Source organism: Hoyosella subflava DQS3-9A1, from assembly GCF_000214175.1.
GTDB classification, from domain to species: domain Bacteria; phylum Actinomycetota; class Actinomycetes; order Mycobacteriales; family Mycobacteriaceae; genus Hoyosella; species Hoyosella subflava.
Map to the genome: position 1 here is coordinate 1,672,933 of NC_015564.1, position 21,116 is coordinate 1,694,048.

The 21,116-nt window shown below is 63.5% G+C and carries 20 protein-coding genes; 18 read left to right on the plus strand and 2 right to left on the minus strand.

Annotated elements, in window-relative coordinates; genetic code table 11:
* Positions 1-28: 28 nt before the first annotated feature.
* The 5 genes from cobO (at position 29) to AS9A_RS07805 (ending at position 5,663) form a co-directional block, all read left to right on the plus strand.
* A complete protein-coding gene (gene cobO / locus AS9A_RS24575; protein WP_013806408.1) occupies positions 29-649 on the plus strand; it encodes a cob(I)yrinic acid a,c-diamide adenosyltransferase in 621 nt (206 codons plus the stop codon).
* Positions 646-2,049, plus strand: coding sequence for a cobyrinate a,c-diamide synthase (locus AS9A_RS07790; RefSeq protein WP_013806409.1), 1,404 nt, complete (start codon positions 646-648; stop codon positions 2,047-2,049). The genes cobO and AS9A_RS07790 overlap by 4 nt, the downstream gene beginning before the upstream one ends.
* Positions 2,046-2,573 (plus strand): cobalamin biosynthesis protein, encoded by a 528-nt coding sequence (locus AS9A_RS22620; RefSeq protein WP_013806410.1) that lies wholly within the window; start codon positions 2,046-2,048, stop codon positions 2,571-2,573. The genes AS9A_RS07790 and AS9A_RS22620 overlap by 4 nt, the downstream gene beginning before the upstream one ends.
* A 186-nt stretch (positions 2,574-2,759) precedes the next feature.
* The gene (cobA, locus tag AS9A_RS07800; RefSeq protein ID WP_013806412.1) at positions 2,760-4,010 is read left to right on the plus strand and encodes a uroporphyrinogen-III C-methyltransferase; all 1,251 of its coding nucleotides are present in this window, start codon (positions 2,760-2,762) and stop codon (positions 4,008-4,010) included.
* 177 nt (positions 4,011-4,187) lie between these two features.
* On the plus strand, positions 4,188-5,663 hold the full coding sequence (locus AS9A_RS07805; protein ID WP_237707941.1) for an MFS transporter: 1,476 nt from the start codon (positions 4,188-4,190) through the stop codon (positions 5,661-5,663).
* Between the two features lie 2 nt (positions 5,664-5,665).
* Here AS9A_RS07805 and yaaA read toward each other — a convergent pair whose 3' ends face one another.
* Positions 5,666-6,409, minus strand: coding sequence for a peroxide stress protein YaaA (gene yaaA / locus AS9A_RS07810; protein ID WP_013806414.1), 744 nt, complete (start codon positions 6,407-6,409; stop codon positions 5,666-5,668).
* 66 nt (positions 6,410-6,475) lie between these two features.
* On the opposite strand from yaaA, the gene AS9A_RS07815 reads away from it, so the two are divergent.
* Together AS9A_RS07815 and AS9A_RS07820 are read left to right on the plus strand one after the other, a co-directional pair.
* Positions 6,476-8,224: a proline--tRNA ligase gene (locus AS9A_RS07815; RefSeq protein ID WP_013806415.1), complete on the plus strand. Its 1,749-nt coding sequence runs from the start codon at positions 6,476-6,478 to the stop codon at positions 8,222-8,224.
* Positions 8,225-8,238: 14 nt separating this feature from the next.
* Entirely contained in the window at positions 8,239-8,928 is a 690-nt protein-coding gene (locus AS9A_RS07820) for an O-methyltransferase (protein WP_013806416.1), read from the plus strand.
* 15 nt (positions 8,929-8,943) lie between these two features.
* Here AS9A_RS07820 and AS9A_RS24580 read toward each other — a convergent pair whose 3' ends face one another.
* The gene (locus AS9A_RS24580) at positions 8,944-9,903 is read right to left on the minus strand and encodes a ferritin-like domain-containing protein (protein WP_013806417.1); all 960 of its coding nucleotides are present in this window, start codon (positions 9,901-9,903) and stop codon (positions 8,944-8,946) included.
* Between the two features lie 111 nt (positions 9,904-10,014).
* Between AS9A_RS24580 and rimP the strand changes: the two genes are divergently transcribed.
* From rimP to truB, 11 genes are all read left to right on the plus strand, one after another.
* Positions 10,015-10,572: a ribosome maturation factor RimP gene (gene rimP, locus AS9A_RS07830; RefSeq protein ID WP_013806418.1), complete on the plus strand. Its 558-nt coding sequence runs from the start codon at positions 10,015-10,017 to the stop codon at positions 10,570-10,572.
* Entirely contained in the window at positions 10,569-11,582 is a 1,014-nt protein-coding gene (gene nusA / locus AS9A_RS07835; RefSeq protein WP_013806419.1) for a transcription termination factor NusA, read from the plus strand. Before rimP ends, nusA begins: the two co-directional genes overlap by 4 nt.
* Before the next feature lie 123 nt (positions 11,583-11,705).
* Entirely contained in the window at positions 11,706-12,050 is a 345-nt protein-coding gene (locus tag AS9A_RS23210; protein WP_083826490.1) for a YlxR family protein, read from the plus strand.
* A 185-nt stretch (positions 12,051-12,235) separates the two neighbouring features.
* Positions 12,236-15,286, plus strand: a complete 3,051-nt coding sequence (infB, locus tag AS9A_RS23215; RefSeq protein WP_083826491.1) for a translation initiation factor IF-2 — start codon at positions 12,236-12,238, stop codon at positions 15,284-15,286.
* Between the two features lie 67 nt (positions 15,287-15,353).
* Positions 15,354-15,644: a DUF503 domain-containing protein gene (locus AS9A_RS07845; protein ID WP_013806423.1), complete on the plus strand. Its 291-nt coding sequence runs from the start codon at positions 15,354-15,356 to the stop codon at positions 15,642-15,644.
* Positions 15,645-15,724: 80 nt separating this feature from the next.
* Positions 15,725-16,207, plus strand: a complete 483-nt coding sequence (rbfA, locus tag AS9A_RS07850; RefSeq protein WP_013806424.1) for a 30S ribosome-binding factor RbfA — start codon at positions 15,725-15,727, stop codon at positions 16,205-16,207.
* Positions 16,208-16,218: 11 nt separating this feature from the next.
* Positions 16,219-17,214 carry a DHH family phosphoesterase gene (locus AS9A_RS07855; RefSeq protein ID WP_049793865.1) on the plus strand — a complete coding sequence of 332 codons (996 nt, stop codon included), beginning with the start codon at positions 16,219-16,221 and terminating at the stop codon, positions 17,212-17,214.
* 34 nt (positions 17,215-17,248) lie between these two features.
* Entirely contained in the window at positions 17,249-18,562 is a 1,314-nt protein-coding gene (locus tag AS9A_RS07860; RefSeq protein ID WP_013806426.1) for an MATE family efflux transporter, read from the plus strand.
* Positions 18,563-18,658: 96 nt separating this feature from the next.
* Complete coding sequence (locus AS9A_RS07865; RefSeq protein ID WP_013806427.1) at positions 18,659-19,543, plus strand: metallophosphoesterase family protein; 885 nt, start codon at positions 18,659-18,661, stop codon at positions 19,541-19,543.
* Complete coding sequence (locus tag AS9A_RS07870) at positions 19,540-20,223, plus strand: 4'-phosphopantetheinyl transferase family protein (protein ID WP_013806428.1); 684 nt, start codon at positions 19,540-19,542, stop codon at positions 20,221-20,223. The genes AS9A_RS07865 and AS9A_RS07870 overlap by 4 nt, the downstream gene beginning before the upstream one ends.
* The gene (gene truB, locus AS9A_RS07875) at positions 20,216-21,115 is read left to right on the plus strand and encodes a tRNA pseudouridine(55) synthase TruB (RefSeq protein WP_041450949.1); all 900 of its coding nucleotides are present in this window, start codon (positions 20,216-20,218) and stop codon (positions 21,113-21,115) included. The genes AS9A_RS07870 and truB overlap by 8 nt, the downstream gene beginning before the upstream one ends.
* The last annotated feature ends 1 nt before the right edge of the window (position 21,116 follow it).

Sequence of the window (21,116 nt, forward strand, 5' to 3'; positions counted from 1 at the left end):
TGGCAGTACTCGTGACGAAAGGATGCCGATGCCGAAGGGTGTGCCCGCTGCTGGAACGGTCCCCGACGATGGGCTGACGACCCGTGAACGCCGGAATCTGCCCGTGTTCGCGGTTCACACCGGCCCCGGCAAGGGCAAATCGACTGCCGCTTTCGGAATGGCATTGCGCGCGTGGAATCAGGGCTTCAATGTTGGGGTCTTCCAGTTCGTGAAGAGCGCCAAGTGGCGAGTTGGGGAAGAAGCTGCACTGCGCGCTCTCGGCGATCTTCATCACACCACAGGGCAGGGCGCTCCCGTCGAGTGGCACAAGATGGGTGAGGGTTGGTCGTGGATCCGGAAGCACGGCGACAACGCTGATCACGCGGAGGCTGCCCGGGATGGCTGGCGCGAGATCCAGCGTCGGCTCGCCGCCGAAACACACGCGTTTTACGTCCTCGACGAATTCACGTACCCGCTGAAATGGGGCTGGGTCGACGTCGGAGAGGTCGTCGATACGCTGCGGAGCCGCCCGGGCAGACAGCATGTCGTGATCACTGGGCGCGACGCCCCTCAGGAACTTATCGACGCTGCCGACTTGGTAACGGAGATGACGAAGCTGAAACACCCGATGGACGCTGGCCGGAAAGGGCAGCGAGGTATCGAGTGGTGACCGTTCCCGCCGTTGTTCTGGCTGCGCCCTCGTCTGGCAGCGGAAAAACAACACTAGCCACCGGGATTATGGCGGCGCTGCGCGCTTCAGGACTACGTGTCGCGCCGTTCAAGGTCGGGCCTGATTACATCGACCCCGGGTACCATTCGCTCGCGACGGGACGGCCGGGACGCAATCTCGACCCTGTGCTGACCAGTCCGGAGCTCGTTGGTCCGCTGTTCCAGCACGGCTCCGCGGGGTGCGATATCGCCATCGTCGAGGGGGTCATGGGCCTTTTCGACGGCCGTATTGGTTCCGCTGAGCTGGCCGAAGGCTCCACCGCTCAGGTAGCTGCGCTGCTCGGAGCCCCAGTCGTACTGGTTGTTGATGTTCGCGGCCACAGCCAGAGTCTGGCGGCGCTGCTGCACGGGTTCGCCACTTTCGATCCGAGGGTCCGGATCGCTGGAGTGATTCTCAATCAGGTGGGAAGTGACCGCCACGAGCACGTCCTGCGTGAAGCATGCGACCGCGCTGGAATGCCCGTTCTCGGCGTTGTACCGCGCGATGGCAACGTTTCGCTGCCGTCTCGCCACTTGGGCCTCGTGACCGCTGCCGAGCACGGAGGCGCAGCAGACGCGGCTATCCGTGCAATGGGGGAATTAGCACGCTCGTGTATCGACCTGCCGGGCCTCCGCCAGATCGCCCGATCCGCAGTGCTGGCTGAGGCCTGGAGCCCCGGTGGTGCGCTGGGGGAGAGCAGCGGAGCTGGTTATCAGCGCCGGCCCGTGATTGCTGTAGCGAGTGGGCCTGCCTTCACGTTCCGGTACGCGGAGCACGACGAATTGCTGCGCGCAGCAGGCGCGGACATTGCCGTTTTCGACCCGTTGTCCGATGGTCTGCCCGAGGGTACGACGGGGATCGTGCTGCCAGGTGGCTTCCCAGAGCTCTACGCGGCAGCGCTTGCGGAGAACGTGGCATTGCTCAGCCAGGTGCGCGACGCAGCGGCGGCTGAGGTGCCTATCGTCGCCGAATGCGCAGGCTTGCTCTACCTCTCTCGCAAGGTTGATCTTTATCCGATGGCGGGCGTTATCGCCGCTGATGCCGTGTTCGGGAAGCGCCTCGTCCTCGGGTATCGGGACGCGGCCGCGCTGTCCGACTCCGTGGCATTCCGTGCGGGCGAACGCGTCACTGGCCACGAATTCCACCGGACGCATCTATTGGAAAATGAGAGAACCGACGCAGCGTGGGGGTGGCGCGACCACGCAGGCGCGTTAGTGCGTGAAGGATTCGTCGGCAACTCAGTTCATGCGTCGTATCTCCACACTCATCCGGCCGGTCATCCGTCATCGGTTGCGCGTTTCGTTGCTGCCGCACGTGCTAAGCAGCCTGTGGTTGAGTCGCGGCCAGCGATCGCGCCGTGAACGTTCCTGCCGCGATTGCCGCAGCAGGGCTCGGGGTATCGCCGCGCGCTCAGACTGGTGACGTCACGGCGATGCTTTGGGACTTGGCCGAGCAGGCTGGTGTCACTACCTTTGACGCGGTGGGCACGCTGGACCAGCGGAAACACTTGCCCGCTTTCGTTGACGGCGTGCAGAACTTCGGGCTTTTCGCAATTGAGGGTTTCGCGGCGACGGTCCTTGACGACATACTCGTCCCGAACCCTAGTCTGCGGGTCGCATCTCACACCGGCACGGCCAGCGTTGCCGAGGCCGCGGCCATCTGTGCTGCTCTGCGGTGCGCGGAGGCGGTAACGGACACGGCATACGCCCTCGGTGAGAGTTGCGTCGATGAAATGTGTTGCGACTCGCCGTGGCGGAAGGCCCTCATTCCAGTGACGGCGGCACTGCCCTCAGAGGTGCGTTCCTGCATCCATGTCCGCGTCCCGAAAACTACGGGAAACCTCGTCACCGGCGCGGTCGCTGTCGCGACCTGGCGGCACCCCTGACGCTTCTGTGCGCAAACTCGCAGACTCCGCCACGCTGTGCTGCACGTCTGTGCACACGACGGGTGCGCACGACCGCACACTGGAGCCTCGCATTAGGGACGCTTTGTTCGCCGCACTAGTGTCTATAGCCGTAGTTGCAGACGTAATCGCGGTTGGTGGCGAATAAGCGGGAAAGAGGGAGCGCGCGTGGCCGGGGACAATCCTGTGTATCTGGCGGGTCTTGCGCTTGCTGGGCGGCGAGTGGTCGTTATCGGCGGCGGATCGGTGGCTCAGCGACGAGTGCCGTTACTTGTCTCCGTTGGTGCTGAGGTCGAAGTCATCACGCGTGAAGCGACGGCCGCTGTCGAGGGGATGGCCGCGTCCGGCCACATCACGCTCACGCTGCGCGACTACGCACCAGGTGACCTCTCGGACGCGTGGTACGCGATTGCGTCCACGAACGACCCGGAGGTCAATGCCGCTATCGTCGCTGAGGCGGAGGAGCTGCGGATCTTCTGTGTGCGGGCCGACAACGCTCGCGAGGGCACTGCTGTCACCCCCGCGTCGATGTCCTATGAGGGACTGAATGTCGGCGTGGTTGCTGGGGGAGACCATCGCCGGTCCGCCTCAATCCGGTCCGCCATCCTGGAAGCCCTGCAGTCCGGCGTCATCGATGACCACCCAGAGGACGGCGCACGGCGCAGTGGTGTCGCGCTTGTCGGCGGGGGGCCGGGCGACCCGGACCTGATCACCGTGCGTGGGCGTCGGCTGCTTGCGCAAGCCGATGTGGTCGTCGCTGACCGGCTGGCGCCGCCGGAGCTTCTGGCGGAACTGGGCCCGCACGTCGAGGTGATCGACGCATCGAAGATCCCCTATGGGCGGGCGATGGCTCAGGAAGCAATCAACGACACTCTGATCGCGCGTGCCCGCGCCGGGAAATTCGTCGTGCGGCTCAAAGGGGGCGACCCTTACGTATTCGGCCGGGGATACGAAGAGCTGCTCGCGTGCGCCGAAGCTGGGATATCCGTCACAGTTGTGCCAGGAATCACAAGTGCGATCGCGGTGCCCGCCGCAGCCGGAGTTCCAGTCACTCATCGGGGTGTCTCACATGAGTTCGTGGTCGTCAGCGGACACGTACCACCCGGTCATCCTCAATCACTTGTCGACTGGCCGGCGCTGGGACGCATGAAAGGCACGATCGTGCTGCTCATGGGGGTCGAACGGATTGATCAATTCGCTGCAGCACTCATCGGTGGCGGACGCGTCGAGACGACTCCAGTGACAGTCATCCAGGAGGGCACCACTCGAACTCAGAGGGTTGCCCACGCGCTGCTCGGCAACGTTGCAGAAACGGTCAAACAGGAGGAAATTCGCCCTCCTGCAATCATTGTGATCGGCCCTGTGGCGGGACTCGCACTGAATTTGGCTGAAACGAATCACGGTTCAGTGAACGATTGATCAAGGAGACGCCGTTTACGACACTAAGGAGCCCGGACCGTGGATGCTTCCTCAGAAGCAAAATACCGGCACGACGATGCCGGTGGGTCTGGATCCTCGAGGTCGGCTACCCTTGGGCCAACTCAGGGGAGGGCCGATTCAGCGGAGGCCAGCGTGGGCGGAGGCAGTGACCTGGTGATTCAGAAAGCTGCCGCGACCAAGGTCCTGGGCTGGGCGATCGTCGTGCTCAGCGCGCTCCAGCTCATGGTCGTGCTCGACGGAACAGTTGTTAACCTCGCGCTCGCGCGCCTCCAGGATGATCTCGCACTGAGCGATAGCGGCCGAACCTGGGTCGTGACCAGTTATGCACTCGCTTTCGGTGGCCTGATGCTGCTCGGCGGCCGCCTGGGCGACACATTCGGGCGCAAGCGAATGTTCATGTACGGGGTCGCAGTGTTCACCGTCGCGTCGCTGATCGCTGGACTAGCCACGACAGACATCACCCTGATTGCCGCCCGCGTTCTGCAAGGGGCGGGGGCTGCTGTCGCCTCGCCCACCGCTTTCGCCCTCGTTGCCACCACGTTCGCGCCAGGTCCCGTGCGCAACCAGGCGTTCGCTATTTTCGCGATGATGACCGGCCTCGGTTCTGTCTCCGGTTTGCTGCTCGGTGGCGCACTGACCGAAATCTCGTGGCGATGGATCTTTTTAGTCAACCTGCCGGTCGGCGCATTTATTCTTTTCATGGCGCGCACGTCGCTTCCAGAATCCCAGGGCCCGCGCCGCAGTCTCGACGTGCCTGGAGCAATTCTTGCGACTACCGGCTGCACGGCGCTCGTCTACGGTCTGCAGCACGGTGCGGAGAGCGGCTGGAACTCCACGCTGGTAATCCTCGCCCTGGTGCTGGGTGTACTACTGCTGACGGCCTTCCTCGCGGTGGAGCGCACCGCAGAGAATCCGCTGCTCCCATTTGTTCTGTTCCGTAACCGGGATCGGGTCGCCACATTCGTGGCGATCATGCTGGCCGGTGCCATAACCATGTGTATGGCTGTGTTCGTTGCCTTGTTCGTCCAGGATGTGCTGCTGTTCAGTCCGCTCGAAGCAGGCCTCTCGTTCGTTCCGTTCGCGTTCGCACTCGGCCTCACTGCGCAAGTCGCGTCCAAGCTGGCGATGCGCATCCAGCCGCGCTGGCTGGTCGCGACAGGGGGGCTCCTCGTTGCAGCGGGCCTGGCCTACGCATCGACAATGGATCAGAATTCGACTTACTTCCCTGACCTGTTCGTGCCTATCGTGATGGTCGGAGCCGGTGTCGGGATGAGCGTTGTCCCGCTCACGCTCTGCGCTGTCGCTGGTGTCAGGTCCTCGGAGATCGGCCCGCTGACGGCGATCGCGCTCGTCGCGCAGACGCTGGGTGGTGCGCTGGGTCTGGGGGCAGTTGGTGCACTGGCAACAGCCCGCACTCTGTCGCTGGGCGGGTCCACCGGGCCCGCAAGCGCGATGGATGAGGCGCAGCTCGTCGCTCTCGGTGAGGGCTATCTCTTCGCCCTGGTGATCAGCTCGGTGATTGCGCTGCTCCTCGCTGTGGTTGTCGCGGTCTGGATGAGGTTTACCCCTGTCGAGGTCGCTCAGGGCCGTGCGGCGCAGGGCTCAGCTCAGAACGAATCGACCAGTCTCTGAAATCAACTCGTGAGAACGACTAGCTCGCGGTCGCCAGCGATTTCCACGTTGAGGCCCGCGCGTACAGCGACTCGTGCGACCGCGTGGATTGTCCGTGGCTCGGACCGCGTTGTTGCAAGCGCCCGGGCCAGCACGCCCTTGTGGTGTTTGTTGAAGTGACTGACGACCGAACGCGTTCCGTCCGGTCGTTCGGTCAGCACCGTCGCGGTGATCGCGGCTTCGACCGGCCCAAGGGCCGCATAGCCGCCTGAACGAAGGTCGATAATGAGCCGCGAGTCTTCGCGCTGGATGGCGTCGCCGAGAAGTGGGCGCCACAGCGACCTCAGCGAGGTGAGACCGGGGAGCCGGGATCCCGCCGACAGCCGGTAGTACGGAATCGGGTCGTCAGCTGCCACCACGCCGAACAGAGCAGACCCGATCGCGAGGCGTTCGCCCGCGCGGCCGCGCTGCGAGAGAGTCATCGAACCAACATCGAGTGCGTCATACAGCACCCCCGTATAGCGCTCGATCGCGGCCATGGTGGGCGCTTTTCGCAGCGCACTATTGCGCTCGACCTCGTTCAACTGCTTCGGCCCAAGTTTCAGAGCGGCTGCCGCTTCACTTGGCGATGCGGAAACCTCGACCAGAGCGTTGAGAATCGTTTCACGAACCTTGGTCAGCGAGGGCAGGAACAACTGATCAAGGCGCAGCGGTGGGCCTTCACCACCGGTGGCCTTCGTCTCAGACGGCGGAAGCAGGATAAGCACGGGCACTCACCTTATCGGTTATTCGCTTTCGTGTTTTGTCAGAGAAACGCGATAGTCTGGCTCCTCGTGATCACCCGTTTGTCTCGCCTCTTCCTCCGCACGCTCCGTGACGACCCCGCCGACGCTGAGGTGCCAAGCCACAAACTGCTTGTTCGTGCGGGCTACATCCGCCGCGTGGCGCCAGGTATTTACTCGTGGCTGCCGCTAGGACTGCGCGTATTGCGTGAGGTCGAGCGTGTCGTGCGAGAAGAGATGGACGCGATGGGGGGCCAGGAGATCTCCCTGCCCGCACTGTTGCCGCGGGAACCGTACGAGGCAAGCAATCGGTGGACCGAGTACGGTGGCGGACTGTTCCGGCTGAAAGATCGTAAGAAGGCCGACTACTTGCTTGGCCCTACCCACGAGGAAATCTTCGCGCTGACAGTCAAGGGGGAGTACTCCTCTTACAAGGATCTGCCAGTCATCCTTTACCAGGTCCAAACAAAATACCGGGACGAAGAGCGCCCCAGAGCCGGCATTCTCCGTGGCCGTGAGTTCATCATGAAGGATTCGTACTCCTTTGACGTCACCGATGAAGGTCTTGCGGAGTCCTACCGGAAGCACCGCGTTGCATATCAGCGAATATTCGATCGCTTGGGGCTGAAATACGTGATCGTGGCGGCAACCTCTGGCGCGATGGGCGGCAGCGCCTCTGAAGAGTTCCTCGCTGAAAGTGAAGTTGGTGAAGACACTTTCGTGCGCTGCCCAGAATCTGGCTATGCCGCGAATGTGGAGGCCGTGACGACAACACCGCCACCCCCGCAGCCCATCGACGGTCTGCCCACAGCGAAGGTGTTCGATACACCTGGAACGCCGACAATCGCCACTCTCGTGGAGTGGGCGAACGGTGTACCGGAGGTCTCGGAGCGGCTCGGCAGGCCGGTGACCGCGGCGGATACGCTGAAGAACATCCTTGTGCGGGTGCGGCAGCCAGGCGGCGAGTGGGAGTTACTCGCGGTGGGTGTCCCGGGCGACCGTGAAGTCGATCTGAAGCGTCTTGAGGCGGCGATCTCGCCTGCCGAGTTCGAGATCCTCGATGACTTCTCCAAATACCCGTTCCTCGTCAAGGGCTATATCGGCCCACGAGCGCTGCTCGCCAACAAAGTACGCTTCTTGGTGGATCCTCGCGTTGTCGCGGGCACCCGCTGGATCACGGGCGCGGATGAAGACGGGAAGCACGTCGTCGATCTCGTTGCCGGCCGGGACTTCGAAGCAGACGGCACGATCGAGGCGGCGGAAGTGCGTGACGGTGACACCTCCCCGGACGGCAAGGGCACTCTGGTTTCCGCGCGGGGAATCGAGATCGGCCATATCTTCCAGCTCGGGCGCAAGTACGCGAATGCTTTTGAACTCGACGTACTCGCCGAGAATGGCAAGCCCGCACGGGTGACCATGGGTTCCTACGGAATCGGGGTTTCGCGGCTGGTAGCCGTAATCGCGGAGCAAATGCACGACGAGAAGGGTCTGCGGTGGCCGCGCGAAGCGGCGCCAGCAGATGTGCACATCGTGATCGCGAACAAAGATGCAGCAGCGTGGAGCGGCGCCGAGGAGATCGCTGCAGCTCTCGATGCGGCGGGCGTGCGCGTCATCCTTGATGACCGGAAAGCCTCTCCAGGGGTGAAGTTCAAGGATGCCGAGCTGCTTGGCGTTCCGCAGGTAGTCGTCGTGGGGCGAGGCTGGGCGAACGGCCTGGTCGAGATCCGCGATCGCATTACTGGTGCCAGCCGTGAGGTGACCGCTGCGGAAGTGGTTTCGGAGCTGACGCAACCGTCCTGAGGCATGATCGGGCTATGGCCATTAATAATCATCCGCCGGGCACGCAGACGGATTTCGATGCTGTCGAGGTGTTCCTGACCGAAACACTGGTGCCGGAGGCGCGCAACCTCCGTGCTGTCGTCGAGCGCGCTGACGACGAGGGGATGCCCCGCATCGAGGTGATGCCTAATCACGGCAAGCTCCTGGAGCTGCTCGTCCAGATGATCCACGCTCGACGGGTGCTGGAGATTGGGACCCTGGGCGGGTATAGCACGATTTGGCTGGCCAGCGGTCTCCAGCCGGGTGGCACCGTCGTATCCCTCGAACTGGAACCGCGCCACGCTGAAGTGGCGGCCGAAAGCATCGCAGCAGCCGGGCTACGCGATCGGGCCGAAATCAGAGTGGGCCCAGCGCTCGACACGCTGACAGAGCTCGGGAGGTCTGGTGCGGACCCGTTCGATCTCATCTTTATCGACGCCGACAAAGAGAACATTCCGGCCTACATCGATGCTGCTGTCGAACTTGCGCGGCCGGGAGCGGTTTTGATACTGGACAACGCGGTATGGCACGGTGCGATCCTCAATCCCGACTCTGCTGACGAAGCAGCGATTGGAGTGCGACGCGGTCTCGAAGCGATCGGACGACATCCGCGACTCACCGCAACCGCGATTCAGACGGTGGGCTCCAAGGGATGGGATGGCTTCGCGATTGCTCTCGTCACGTAGGCGCGCTGGCACTTTCTAGTCCAACTGGCCCGGGAATGGATCCGGAACAGGCGCGGCACCGAGCACGCCGCGCCACAGTGCGGTGCGCAGCGCGCACTCGGTGAGCGCGCCTACACCGAACTCCCGCAAATCGGCACTCTCAGCCCGTTCAGTCACGGCACGCCAGGCTGCCGCGCACTCCTGCTCAGCGGACACCGCCAGTTCCGCCGCTGTGACTGGTGAGTCCACATCCAAGGGGAGGTCATACGCAGGGGCTGCCAAAGGTGCTTCGCCGAAAGCGCGAGCAAGCAGCCCTGACACGGCGTCGCGACGCGCGCGGTGCTCCTCGGCCCCGGCCGCAGTGAACGCGCGCCGCTCGGGAAGGCTGAATGCCGCCACAACCCCGTAGCTGAACACTGCCGCATGCTCGCGTTCGAGAGCCGTGCGGAGCGAATCCATCCCTGGATCGCCGGCAAGGGCGAGGCCATCCGGCACTGAGGCAGCGGGCGGAGACAACTCAGTGGCAAGAGCGAGATATGCCGCACAATTCGCGCCCACTGAACTCAGCAGCCCAGCCCGGTAGCCAGTAAGGGCCGACACTGCACCGCGCGCCGAACGGGAGCTGTCCGCCAGGTAGGCCTCAAGTTCGGGAGGACTCACAGGCGGGGCGCTGCCATCCGGTACGTCCTCGCCGTCTTCGGTTTCGGCGGTGTCGGTGCTGGGTCGTGCAAGTCGCCGGATTTCCGCGTCAAGCGCAGTCGCGTGTGCCGCACGCTGGTCAGCGACGGCGGCGGCCCACTCGGTGTCAGAAAAATCCTGTGCCGCAGCAGCGCGAGCGTCCCGCAGCGCAAGTTCACGCTGCGCGATGAGGGGGTCTGGCTCGGGCTCGCTGATTTCGGTGGCGCAACCGGGGATGACGGCGCCCGCCAGGAGTAATGCTGTGACCTGGACAACAGCCCGGCGAGACAGGCCGGGGAACTCCTCTGCGTCGTGCACACGATCATCCTGCCATCACTGGCGCGTTAAGCTAGGTGGCCACGGGGTGCGAGGGCGCTCACGTGACGCTGGAACGCGCGAAACATCAACATCGAGGCGAAGGGTGCATACATGCCGGTGCCGTCCCGGGAAGACGTGGTCGGAATTGTGGCTCCCTATGTGGAGCGGCGCGGACTTGACCTCGAAGAGGTTCGTGTCGCTCCCGCAGGGAAACGCAGCATGATCTCGGTAGTCGTGGACGCGGATTCGAGGCCGGATATTGATGCGCTGGCGACGTTGAGCCGCGAGATTTCCGAGGTTCTCGATGCGGCTAACACCTTTGGACAGGCGCCGTACGTATTGGAAGTCACCTCGCCTGGGGTGGATCGTCCGCTGACGGCGCCACGCCACTGGCGCCGCGCCAGGGGCCGGAAAGTGCAGATGACGGTTGGCGGCAAATCGCTTCGCGGCCGTGTCGGTGCTCTCATTCCTGAGCTGGACCCGCACAGCGTGGAAATTGTCGTGCCTGGTAAGCCAGGTCCGCAGGTCCGAGTGGTGGCACTGGCGGAGATTGGGAAAGCCGTCGTGCAGGTAGAGTTCTCGGAGCCAGATCCACGGGAGATTCAACTCGCACAAGGGGTGCAGGGTGCGGGTGGAGCGGGCGGCGGACATAAGGAGCGAAACAAGTGAACATCGATATCTCAGCCCTGCGCGCGATCGAGGATGACAAGGGCATCCCCGTTGACACGGTCATTGAAGCCATCCAGACGGCGTTGCTGACGGCGTATCGGCACACGGCGGGTCACCAGCCGCACGCGCGGATCGATATCGACCGTAAGACAGGAATCGTCAGCGTTATCGCGTGTGAGTACGACGAGGAGGGGAACCTCGTTGCTGAGTGGGACGATACGCCTGAGGGTTTCGGCCGCATCGCGGCCACCACGGCCCGGCAAGTCATCTTGCAGCGTCTCCGCGACGCTGAGAATGACAGGACGTACGGAGAGGTCGCCACTCATGAAGGCGAGATCGTCGGCGGCGTTGTCCAGCGAGATACACGCGCGAACGCCCGAGGGCTCGTCATCGTGCGGATCGGCAGCGACATTAGCAAGACCGAGGGCGTACTTCCGTCCGCAGAGCAAGTTCCAGGCGAGAGTTATGAGCACGGTGTCCGCCTGAAGTGCTATGTCGTAGGCGTCTCACGCACCCCGCGCGGTACCCAGATATCGCTGTCACGAACTCATCCAAACCTCGTCCGGAAGCTGTTCGCGCTGGAAGTCCCGGAGATCGCAGACGGCTCAGTTGAGATTGTCGCGGTAGCGCGCGAGGCAGGGCATCGTTCAAAGATCGCGGTTCGCTCGCACGTGTCCGGTCTGAATGCGAAGGGTGCATGCATCGGACCGATGGGGCAGCGGGTGCGCAACGTCATGAGTGAGCTGGCCGGTGAGAAGATCGACATCATCGACTACGACGACGATCCGGCGAAGTTTGTCGCAAACGCGCTGTCGCCATCGCGTGTGGTCTCCGTTTCCATCGTCGATCTCGCCGCGCGGGCAGCCCGGGTGGTTGTGCCCGATTTCCAGCTCTCGCTCGCGATCGGCAAGGAAGGTCAGAACGCGCGCCTCGCTGCGCGCCTGACCGGGTGGCGTATTGACATTCGAAGTGACGCTAGCGACTCCGTTGCTGGCGAATCCACTAGATAGCTGAGGCGTGGCGGTTCGCAGGAACGCGCCACGCCGGCGCAGCTCAAAGCAACGCATGGCGTGCCGCCACCAGGGCGGTTAACGCGCAATTTGAATTCGCGGTAGAGTGTTGGGTGGTTCAACGTGAGTATCCGCTCGATTTCCGAAACGTACCCGCGACCTGCAGCACCGGTCCGGACTTGCGTGGGGTGTCGGCGCCGAGCGTTAGCCGCTGATCTGCTAAGGGTCGTGGCGCAGCAGAGCGATTCATCTCGCACCACTGTTCTTCCCGATCCGCATCGGCGGATGCCAGGCCGAGGTGCATGGTTGCACTTCGACCCTGAGTGTCTGGCTAAGGCGGAAAAGCGACGAGCGTTCGGTCGAGCACTCCGAGTGTCGGGTGAGACTGACGTGGCAGCGCTCGCTAGCATCATTGTGGCGAGCGGCGCCCATGTCAGTGAGGAGACTCGCGGCGGGCATCTCAGCTAGGCTGCTGAACTGTCAGCTCAGCTGTAACGGCTGGAGCGCGCGCGAACCATGAAGCATGACCTGCGAGAAGGGTAGGCACGAGCACTTATGAGCAGACCATGAAGTACCCGCGATGAGTAACCATCCGCGATAACCCGAGGTCGTGCGGAACCTGACACCGCTCGGCCTCACTAGTGAGGAGAGTAGTGCCAGGCAAGATCCGCGTGCACGAGCTTGCGAAAGAGCTCAGCACATCAGGACATACGGTCACAAGTAAAGAACTTCTGGCCAAACTCAAAGAACAAGGCGAGTTCGTCAAGTCCGCCTCGTCAACCGTCGAAGCCCCCGTTGCCCGTCGGCTGCGTGAGGCGTACTCGACTCAGGCTGCGTCATCCAAAGAATCTGCTGCGCCCGCAAAGACGCCTGGCAAGCCGGCTAAACCCGGTGGCGCCAGGCCTGCTCCGAAGCCCAGCGGTGAGGAAGCCGCCAAACCTGGCCCCAAGCCCGGTCCTGCGGCAGCGCCGAAAGCAGCCCCTGAGGCACCTGCGGCAGCCGCACCTGCGCAGCCCGCAGCGCCACGAGATGCCGGGACACCGGCACCAAGTGGGCCGAAGCCAGTCGACGCCGCAGGTGGACCCAAGCCAGGACAGCCTCGTCCTGCCGCGGCCAGTTCATCACCCGCCGCGCCGGAGGCTCCGGCAGCCAGCGCGCCGAGTGCCCCCAGTGATGCTGCGCCAGATGCTCCCGCATCAGGTGCCCCGCGACCGGTCGCACCTAAACCGGGCGGCCAGCGCGCACCGCGCGTCGGCAACAATCCATTCAGCGCCCCCAGTGACGCGCCTCCGCCGCGCCCCGCGCCGAGCGCAGGGCGTCCCGCACCGCGGCCGCCCGCCGGTGGAGCCAGGCCCGCACCGGGGCAGGGCGGGCCACGGCCAACTCCTGGCCAGATGCCGTCACGCCCGAGCGCGCGTCCCGCTCCAGGTGGTGGGCGACCAGCTCCCGGCGGAACGGGCCGTCCTCCAGCAGGCCAGGGCGGGCCACGTCCATCTCCTGGCCAGATGCCATCACGGCCCAGTCCCGGCTCCATGCCGTCGCGTCCAACCCCAGGACAGATGCCTTCACGGGCGCCTCGTCCAGGTGGCGGGGCAGCCGGTGCCCGTCCGGGCCGCCCAGGTGGCGGTCCCGGTGGTGGCGGCGGCGGTGGCGGCCGCGGTGGATTCCGCGGCGCTCCTGCCGCGGGTGCAGGTGCTCCAGGTGGCGGCGCTCCAGGTGGTGCCCCCGGTGGCGCACCGGGCGGTTTCCGTGGTCGTCCCGGTGGGGGTGGCCGTGGCCGCGGCGGTGCCGCAGGTGCATTCGGCCGTCCAGGTGGTGCTCCGCGCCGGGGACGGAAGTCGAAGCGTCAGAAGCGCCAGGAATACGATTCAATGCAGGCGCCCAGCGTCGGCGGCGTTCGTTTGCCAAGGGGCAACGGCGAGACGGTGCGGCTAGCCCGTGGCGCGTCACTTGCTGACTTCGCTGAGAAGATCGATGCGAACCCATCAGCCTTGGTGCAAGCGCTGTTCCACCTCGGCGAGATGGTGACGGCAACACAGTCGGTGAGCGACGAGATTCTTGAGCTCCTCGGTGGCGAGATGAACTACAACGTTCAGGTCGTCAGCCCCGAGGACGAGGACCGGGAGCTCCTCGAGTCCTTCGATCTCTCCTACGGAGAGGATGACGGCGAGGAAGAGGATCTCGAGCAGCGGCCGCCTGTGGTGACCGTCATGGGTCACGTCGACCACGGTAAGACGCGACTGCTTGACACCATCCGTAAGACGAATGTGCGTGAAGGTGAAGCCGGTGGCATCACTCAGCACATCGGTGCCTACCAGGTCGAGTCTGATCTTGAAGGCGTCAAACGTCTCATTACCTTCATTGACACCCCAGGTCACGAAGCGTTCACCGCGATGCGTGCCCGTGGTGCCAAGGCGACGGATGTGGCAATCCTCGTGGTCGCGGCGGATGACGGTGTGATGCCGCAGACCGTTGAAGCGGTGAACCACGCGCAGGCCGCTGACGTGCCGATCGTGGTCGCGGTGAACAAGATCGATGTCGAGGGTGCCAACGCGGACAAGATTCGTCAGCAGTTGACCGAATACGGTCTAGTTGCCGAGGAATACGGTGGCGAAACCATGTTCGTCGAGATTTCGGCGAAGCAGGGTCTCAACATCGACGCGCTGCTCGAAGCGGTCCTCCTGACCGCAGATGCCACATTGGATCTGCGGGCCAATCCGGACATGCCCGCACAGGGTGTCGCGATCGAAGCTCACCTCGACCGTGGCCGCGGACCTGTCGCGACAGTCCTCATCCAGCGCGGCACATTGCGTGTTGGCGACTCGATCGTTGCTGGCGATGCATATGGCCGCGTGCGGCGAATGCTCGACGAGAATGGTCACGACGTCAACGAGGCGCTGCCTTCACGTCCGGTCCAGGTCATTGGCTTTACGTCCGTGCCTGGTGCGGGCGACAACCTCCTCGTTGTGGACGAGGACCGTATCGCCCGGCAGATCGCCGACCGGCGCAACGCACGCAAGCGCAACGCGCTCGCGGCGAAGAGCCGGAAGCGAATCAGCCTCGAGGATCTTGATTCAGCACTGAAGGAAACTCATCAGCTGAACCTCATCCTCAAGGGTGATAACTCCGGAACGGTGGAGGCCCTCGAAGAGGCGCTTCTGGGTATCGACGTTGGTGATGAAGTCGAACTTCGCGTGATCGATCGTGGTGTCGGTGGCGTGACCGAGACCAACGTCAACCTGGCATCGGCATCGAACGCCATCATCATCGGGTTCAACGTCCGGGCCGAGGGCAAAGCGACGGAGCTCGCGAACCGCGAAGGCGTGGAGATCCGGTACTACTCGGTGATCTACCAGGCGATCGATGAGATTGAGAAGGCTCTCAAGGGCATGCTCAAGCCGATTTACGAAGAGGTTGAGCTTGGCCGGGCGGAGATCCGTGCGATCTTCAAGTCGTCCAAGATCGGTCTCATCGCGGGCTGCATGGTCCAGTCAGGTGTCGTGCGCCGCAACGCCAAGGCGAGGCTCCTTCGGGACAACGCAGTCGTCGCTGAGACGATGTCGATCCAGACCTTGCGTCGAGAGAAAGACGATGTTACTGAGGTCCGCGAGGGCTTCGAGTGTGGTCTCACCCTCTCGTACTCGGACATCAAGGTCGACGACGTCATCGAGGTCTACGAGATGCGCGAGAAGCCGCGCGATTGATGTGCAATGTGAGGGGGCGCCGTCGGGTGCCCCCTCACATACCTCACGTCACGCCAAAAGGGGAGTCATGTACGTCGGCGCACTGGAAATTGACGTGCTCTTTGGCGATATCCGCTCGCTGAAGGAAAAACGCTCTCAGGTGAAGCCCATCCTCGCTGAGCTGAAGAAGTTCGCGGTCGCCGCGAGCGAGGTCGGTGATGCCAACCGGCTGCGCCGTGCCAGTTTCGGTATTGCAGCCGTGAGCGGCGAGATCGGCCACGTGCACGAAGTACTGGACCGGTGCGAACGCCACGTCGCGGCCAAACCCGAGCTAGATTTGTTGTCGGTCCGACGCCGTATCCTCGGACCGGAGGACTGATCCCGCGAACGGCGCAGGCCTACAGCATGGTGTCTCATGGATTTGTCAGAGTTCCGATCGAGCTAGGAAGGATGGTCACCATGGCTGACCCACCCCGTGCGCGCCGTCTCGCGAAGCGGATCATGGCCATCGTCGCCACCGCCATCGAGCATGAAGTGAAAGATCCGCGCCTTGAGTTTGTCACCATCACTGATGCGCGTGTGACGAACGATCTGCGTGATGCGACCGTGTTCTACACGGTGCGCGGGCCGCGGCTAGATACTGAACCGGACCTTGAAGGCGCAGCGATCGCACTCGAGAAGGTTCGCGGTCAGTTACGTACTCGAGTCGGGGCCGGTACCGGTGTGCGGTTCACACCCACCTTGGCGTTCAAGCTGGATTCTGTCCCTGACGCTGCCCGCCATATGGAGGAGTTGTTAGCCAAGGCGCGTGCCGCCGATGAGGAAGTCGCGAAAGTGCGGGAGAATGCGACCTATGCGGGCGATCCCGATCCTTATCGCAGCCATGATGAGGATGAGGAAGAGGGACCCGCGGAAGTCTTCCCTGACGATCGGCAGAACTAGTGGCAGCGGTGATGGCCAGCAGCGGCGCACACCCCGAAGCAGACAACCAGCAGGCGCTCGAGCAGATCGCCGGGGAGCTGCGCGGTGCGAGCACCGCAACGGTTCTCTGTCACGTTTTCCCAGACGCCGACACGCTCGGCAGCGGGCTCGCAGTGGCCATAGCGCTGAAGCGGTGGGGCGTGCCTGTGCAAGTTTCGTTCGGTGAGCCGCTCGGGCTGCCTGAAGTTTTCTCGGAATTGCCGCATGCGGACCTCATCGTCAGCCCCGATGCTGTCGCGACCGAGGCCGACGTTGTGATCGCCGTCGACTCCGGCAGTGCCGACCGTCTGGGGGTCCTCGCTGACCGGATGAGTGGTGCGCGGACCTCCATCGTCATCGATCACCACCGGTCGAATACGAGGTTCGGGTCGGTCAACTACGTCGATCCGTCCGCGGATTCGACCAGCATGCTCATCGCGCGTCTTTATGATTGCTTGGGCGAGACGATCGACTCTGATGTCGCACATTGCCTGTATGCGGGACTCGTCACCGACACCGGTTCATTTCGCTGGTGTGGGCCTGAAGCGCACCTTCTCGCTGCCCGACTGATCGGAACGGGCATCGATGCACCTGCAATCACGCGTGCGCTGCTCGATACACATCCGTTCGGTCGGCTTGCCATGCTCTCCGCGGTACTCGGCGAAGCGCAACTCGTTCCAGAGGCGGCAGAGGGCCGGGGACTGGTTTACACGGTCGTCCGCGTTCAGGACATGGCTGGGTTACCAGAGGATGAGCGTGAGACGGTCGTCGATATCGTCCGCACCACTGGTGAGGCTGAAGTTGCCGCAGTTCTCAAACAACTCGGTCCAGGCCGGTGGTCGGTGTCCCTGAGGTCGAAGCAGTCGGTGGATGTCGCCAAGGTCGCGAAGGCCCTTGGGGGTGGCGGGCACGCGCGCTCGGCGGGCTTCACGGCGGACGACGACACTGTTGAGCACATCGTCGCCTCTATCGTCCGTGAACTCGGATAAACCGCCTGAGGCCCACCCGCCAACACCTCGCGCGGTGCTGCGCCTTGCGTTACCTGCGCTTCCGGTGCTCGCCGCGGAGCCGATCTACCTGCTGTATGACTTTGCGGTTGTCGGCAGACTCGGTGGGCTAGCACTTGCTGGACTCGCGGTCGGGGGTCTCGTACTCGCGCAGGTCACCACACAACTGACGTTCCTGACGTACGGTACGACGGCGCGCGCATCGCGCTATCACGGTGCTGGCAACCGAGCTGCCGCCGTTCGGGAAGGCATACAAGCGACCTGGCTCGGGATCGCGGCAGGAATCACGGTAGTGGTGCTGGTGTTAGCGGTGGCCCGCCCTGTGCTCAGCGTCCTCACCGGAGATGCTGACATTGCGGCTGCAGCCGAAAGCTGGCTGCGCATCGGGATTTTCGGGGCACCACTTATTTTGATCGCCATGGCCGGCAACGGCTGGCTACGAGGCGTCCACGATACGATGCGGCCATTACGGTTCGTTGTCGCCGGCCTGGGCACATCAGCTGTGCTTTGCCCAGTGCTAGTACACGGACTCGCCGGTTTTCCGGCACTGGGGCTGCCCGGGTCCGCGGTCGCGAACGTTGTCGGCCAGTCGATCACCGCCGCGTTCTTTATCGGGGCACTCGCGGCGGAGCGACGTGCGGCGCCAGCGCAAACGCCAATCAGGCCAGATATCGGCGTTATTCGTGCCCAACTCATCCTCGGGCGGGACTTGATTCTGCGCAGCCTCGCCTTCCAGGCGTGCTTTCTCTCCGCCGCCGCGGTAGCGTCTCGATTCGGCGCGGGCGCTGTGGGCGCTCACCAGGTCGTACTGCACTTGTGGAACTTTGTTGCCCTGACACTTGATTCCCTCGCGATCGCCGCACAAGCGATTATTGGTGCGCTCCTCGGCTCTGGGATGGTCATCGCTGCGAAAGAAGCAGCATGGCGGATAATGCGGTGGTCCATTGTTTTTGCTGTGTGCCTGGCGGGAGCTTTCGCCGCAGGGAGCACGATGGTTCCGGGGATCTTCACAGCGGACCCGGGGGTACTGGGCCACATCGGAGAGATCTGGTGGTTCTTCGTCATCATGATCCCAGTGGCAGGGGTGGTCTTCGCGCTCGACGGGGTGCTGCTGGGCAGCGGGGATGCCGCATTCCTGCGGACGTCGACCTTGCTCGCGGCTCTTGTCGGCTTCCTGCCGCTGATCTGGCTGTCACTGGTGTTCGACTGGGGCCTCCACGGGATCTGGTCAGGTCTCGCTGCGTTCGTTCTATTACGGGCCGGGGCGGTGGTGTGGCGTACGCGGTCAGCGCGCTGGGCGATCGCAGGTGCGGAGCGGGGAGCGCGCTGACGCCGAGTGCGCGTGAGGAATGGGTGATCAGCACGTCGTGTTGAGAAACGCTAGGGTCCGCATAGGATTCGGCACCGTCGACGAGGAGGACGCGGAGTGGCGAAGGTTTTCGCGGTGAGCGACATTCATGTGGGCCATCGCGGCAATGGACATGTGCTGGATGAACTTCAGCCGGAGTCCAAGGACGACTGGATCATCGTCGCAGGTGATGTTGCCGAGCGCACTGACGACATCCGCAATGCCCTTGCCAGGATCCGACAGCGGTTCGGCCGTGTGATCTGGGTGCCGGGCAACCATGAACTCTGGACTACCGCCCGCGACCCTAGCCAGTTGAAAGGCGTCGCGCGCTACAACTATCTGGTTCGGATGTGCCGGGAGCTGGGTGTTCTCACACCCGAGGATCCCTTCCCCATATGGGAGGGAGTGGGAGGTCCTGTCGCCCTTGTCCCGATGTTCTTACTGTACGACTACACGTGGCGGCCAGAGGGAACATCGAGCCGCAGTGAGGCGCTGAGCGTCGCACGGGATCGTGGTGTGATGGCCACTGACGAGTTTCTGCTCAGCTCGGAGCCGTACTTGACTCGGGACGCGTGGTGCCAGGCACGCGTTGCATATACGCAGTCTCGTCTCGACGAACTCGATCCCGAGTTGCCGACAGTGCTCATCAATCATTGGCCCCTTGTTCGTGCGGCCACCAAGATGCTGATGTATCCAGAGTTCGCCCTGTGGTGCGGCACGGATCTCACCGCTGATTGGCACATTCGGTACAACGCGATGTGTGCCGTGTACGGGCATCTGCACATCCCGCGCCGCACGTTCTACGATGGTGTCCGCTTCGAGGAGGTTTCGGTCGGATATCCGCCGGAGTGGAAGCGGAGAGGCATGCCGAAGCCGATCCTCCGGCAGATTTTGCCTGCGCCTGAAAACCCGCCACCACCATTGATGTTGCCGGCGAGCTTCCGGCGTGAGGAGTCCACGTGATCGACCGCATCGTTTCCGCTCCGCTGGTGACGGCTGAGGCGTTCGCCGATCATGACGGTGCCTTCGTTCCCACTGCGGAGCGGGCGGCTGTGGCTCGCGCGGTTCCCACAAGGCAGCGTGAGTTCTTCACAGTCCGTCACCTTGCCCGCCGTGCGATGGTGCAGTTGGGCGTACCCGGAGGTGACAGAATGCCCATTCTGAAGGGCGAGAGAGGCGCACCCACATGGCCGGATGGAGTGATCGGAAGCATGACTCACTGCACGGGATACCGCAGTGCCGTGGTCGGTTTGCTTTCTGATGTCCGATCGGTGGGGATTGACGCAGAACCTCACAGCGCGTTGCCGTCGGGGGTACTGCCGAGTGTGAGTATCGCCGCGGAGCGCGAGTGGCTGGCATCAGCCGCACGTGAGCACGGCCCGGATGTTCACTTCGACAAGCTGCTTTTCTCCGCGAAGGAATCGACGTACAAAGCGTGGTTCCCGATAACGAGGCGCTGGCTGGGTTTTGAAGACGCTCACATCACCTTCAGTGTGGACGTCACTGGCAGGTCGGGTAGCTTTACGTCCACGATTCTGATTGATGGCGCCGTGGCTTCGGGGGCTCCACTGACAGAACTCCGTGGCCAGTGGCTCGTCGACGGCGACCTAGTCGTCTCCTCTATCGTGGTGCCGCATGAGTGAACTTGTGGACGCGCTAGGTGGCGTGGTCGTCATCGACAAACCAGGCGGTCTCACCAGTCATGACGTCGTTGGCCGGTGCCGGCGAATCTTCAAGACCCGCAAAATCGGCCATGCTGGCACTCTCGACCCGATGGCGACCGGTGTGCTCGTTCTGGGCGTCAACCGCGCGACGAAACTGCTCGGACTGTTGAGCTTGAGCACGAAATCGTACGATGCAACCATTCGCCTTGGTGCGTCTACGAGTACCGATGATGCCGAAGGCGACGTGACAAGCTCCGCAGACGCGAGCCTGATCACTGCCAACGAATATGGCCCCACTGTCGAGGCGTTGACGGGAACGATCAAGCAGGTGCCGTCCGCGGTGAGCGCGATCAAAGTGGCGGGCAGGCGCGCCTATGACATCGTTCGATCCGGTGAGGAAGTTGAATTGGCGGCCCGCGAGGTCATCGTCAGCCGGTTTGCCGTCCATGGAGAGCATCGCGACGGTGGCTACCTGGACCTCGACGTGACGGTGGACTGCTCGAGCGGAACGTACATCCGCGCGCTTGCGCGTGATCTCGGTGCCGCCCTGGGAGTCGGCGGGCACCTCACGCGACTGCGACGCACGAACGTGGGTGACTTGTCGCTAACGGATGCTCTCACTCTCGACGAACTCGCAGAGGTCCCAAAATTAAGCCTGTCGCTTGATGAGGCGGCATCCCGATTGTTCCCGGTGCGCCTGATCTCAGACAGTGAAGCCGGTGTGCTGCGTCATGGACGGTGGCTAGAGCCGACCGGAATAGGTGGTGTCTACGCTGCGGTTGCTGAGTCAGGACAGGCGATCGCGCTGCTCGAGGAACGCGGACGCCGTGCGAGCCCGGTTTTTGTGATCCGGCCGTCGGGCCTGGCCTGAG

Bases quoted from the DNA above. Each gene is read 5' to 3' on its own strand.
- cobO (WP_013806408.1), top strand. From the start codon at position 29: ATGCCGAAGGGTGTGCCCGCTGCTGGAACGGTCCCCGACGATGGGCTG.
- AS9A_RS07820 (WP_013806416.1), top strand. From the start codon at position 8,239: ATGGCCATTAATAATCATCCGCCGGGCACGCAGACGGATTTCGATGCT.
- rimP (WP_013806418.1), top strand. From the start codon at position 10,015: ATGCCGGTGCCGTCCCGGGAAGACGTGGTCGGAATTGTGGCTCCCTAT.
- AS9A_RS07845 (WP_013806423.1), top strand. From the start codon at position 15,354: ATGTACGTCGGCGCACTGGAAATTGACGTGCTCTTTGGCGATATCCGC.
- rbfA (WP_013806424.1), top strand. From the start codon at position 15,725: ATGGCTGACCCACCCCGTGCGCGCCGTCTCGCGAAGCGGATCATGGCC.
- AS9A_RS07855 (WP_049793865.1), top strand. From the start codon at position 16,219: ATGGCCAGCAGCGGCGCACACCCCGAAGCAGACAACCAGCAGGCGCTC.
- truB (WP_041450949.1), top strand. From the start codon at position 20,216: ATGAGTGAACTTGTGGACGCGCTAGGTGGCGTGGTCGTCATCGACAAA.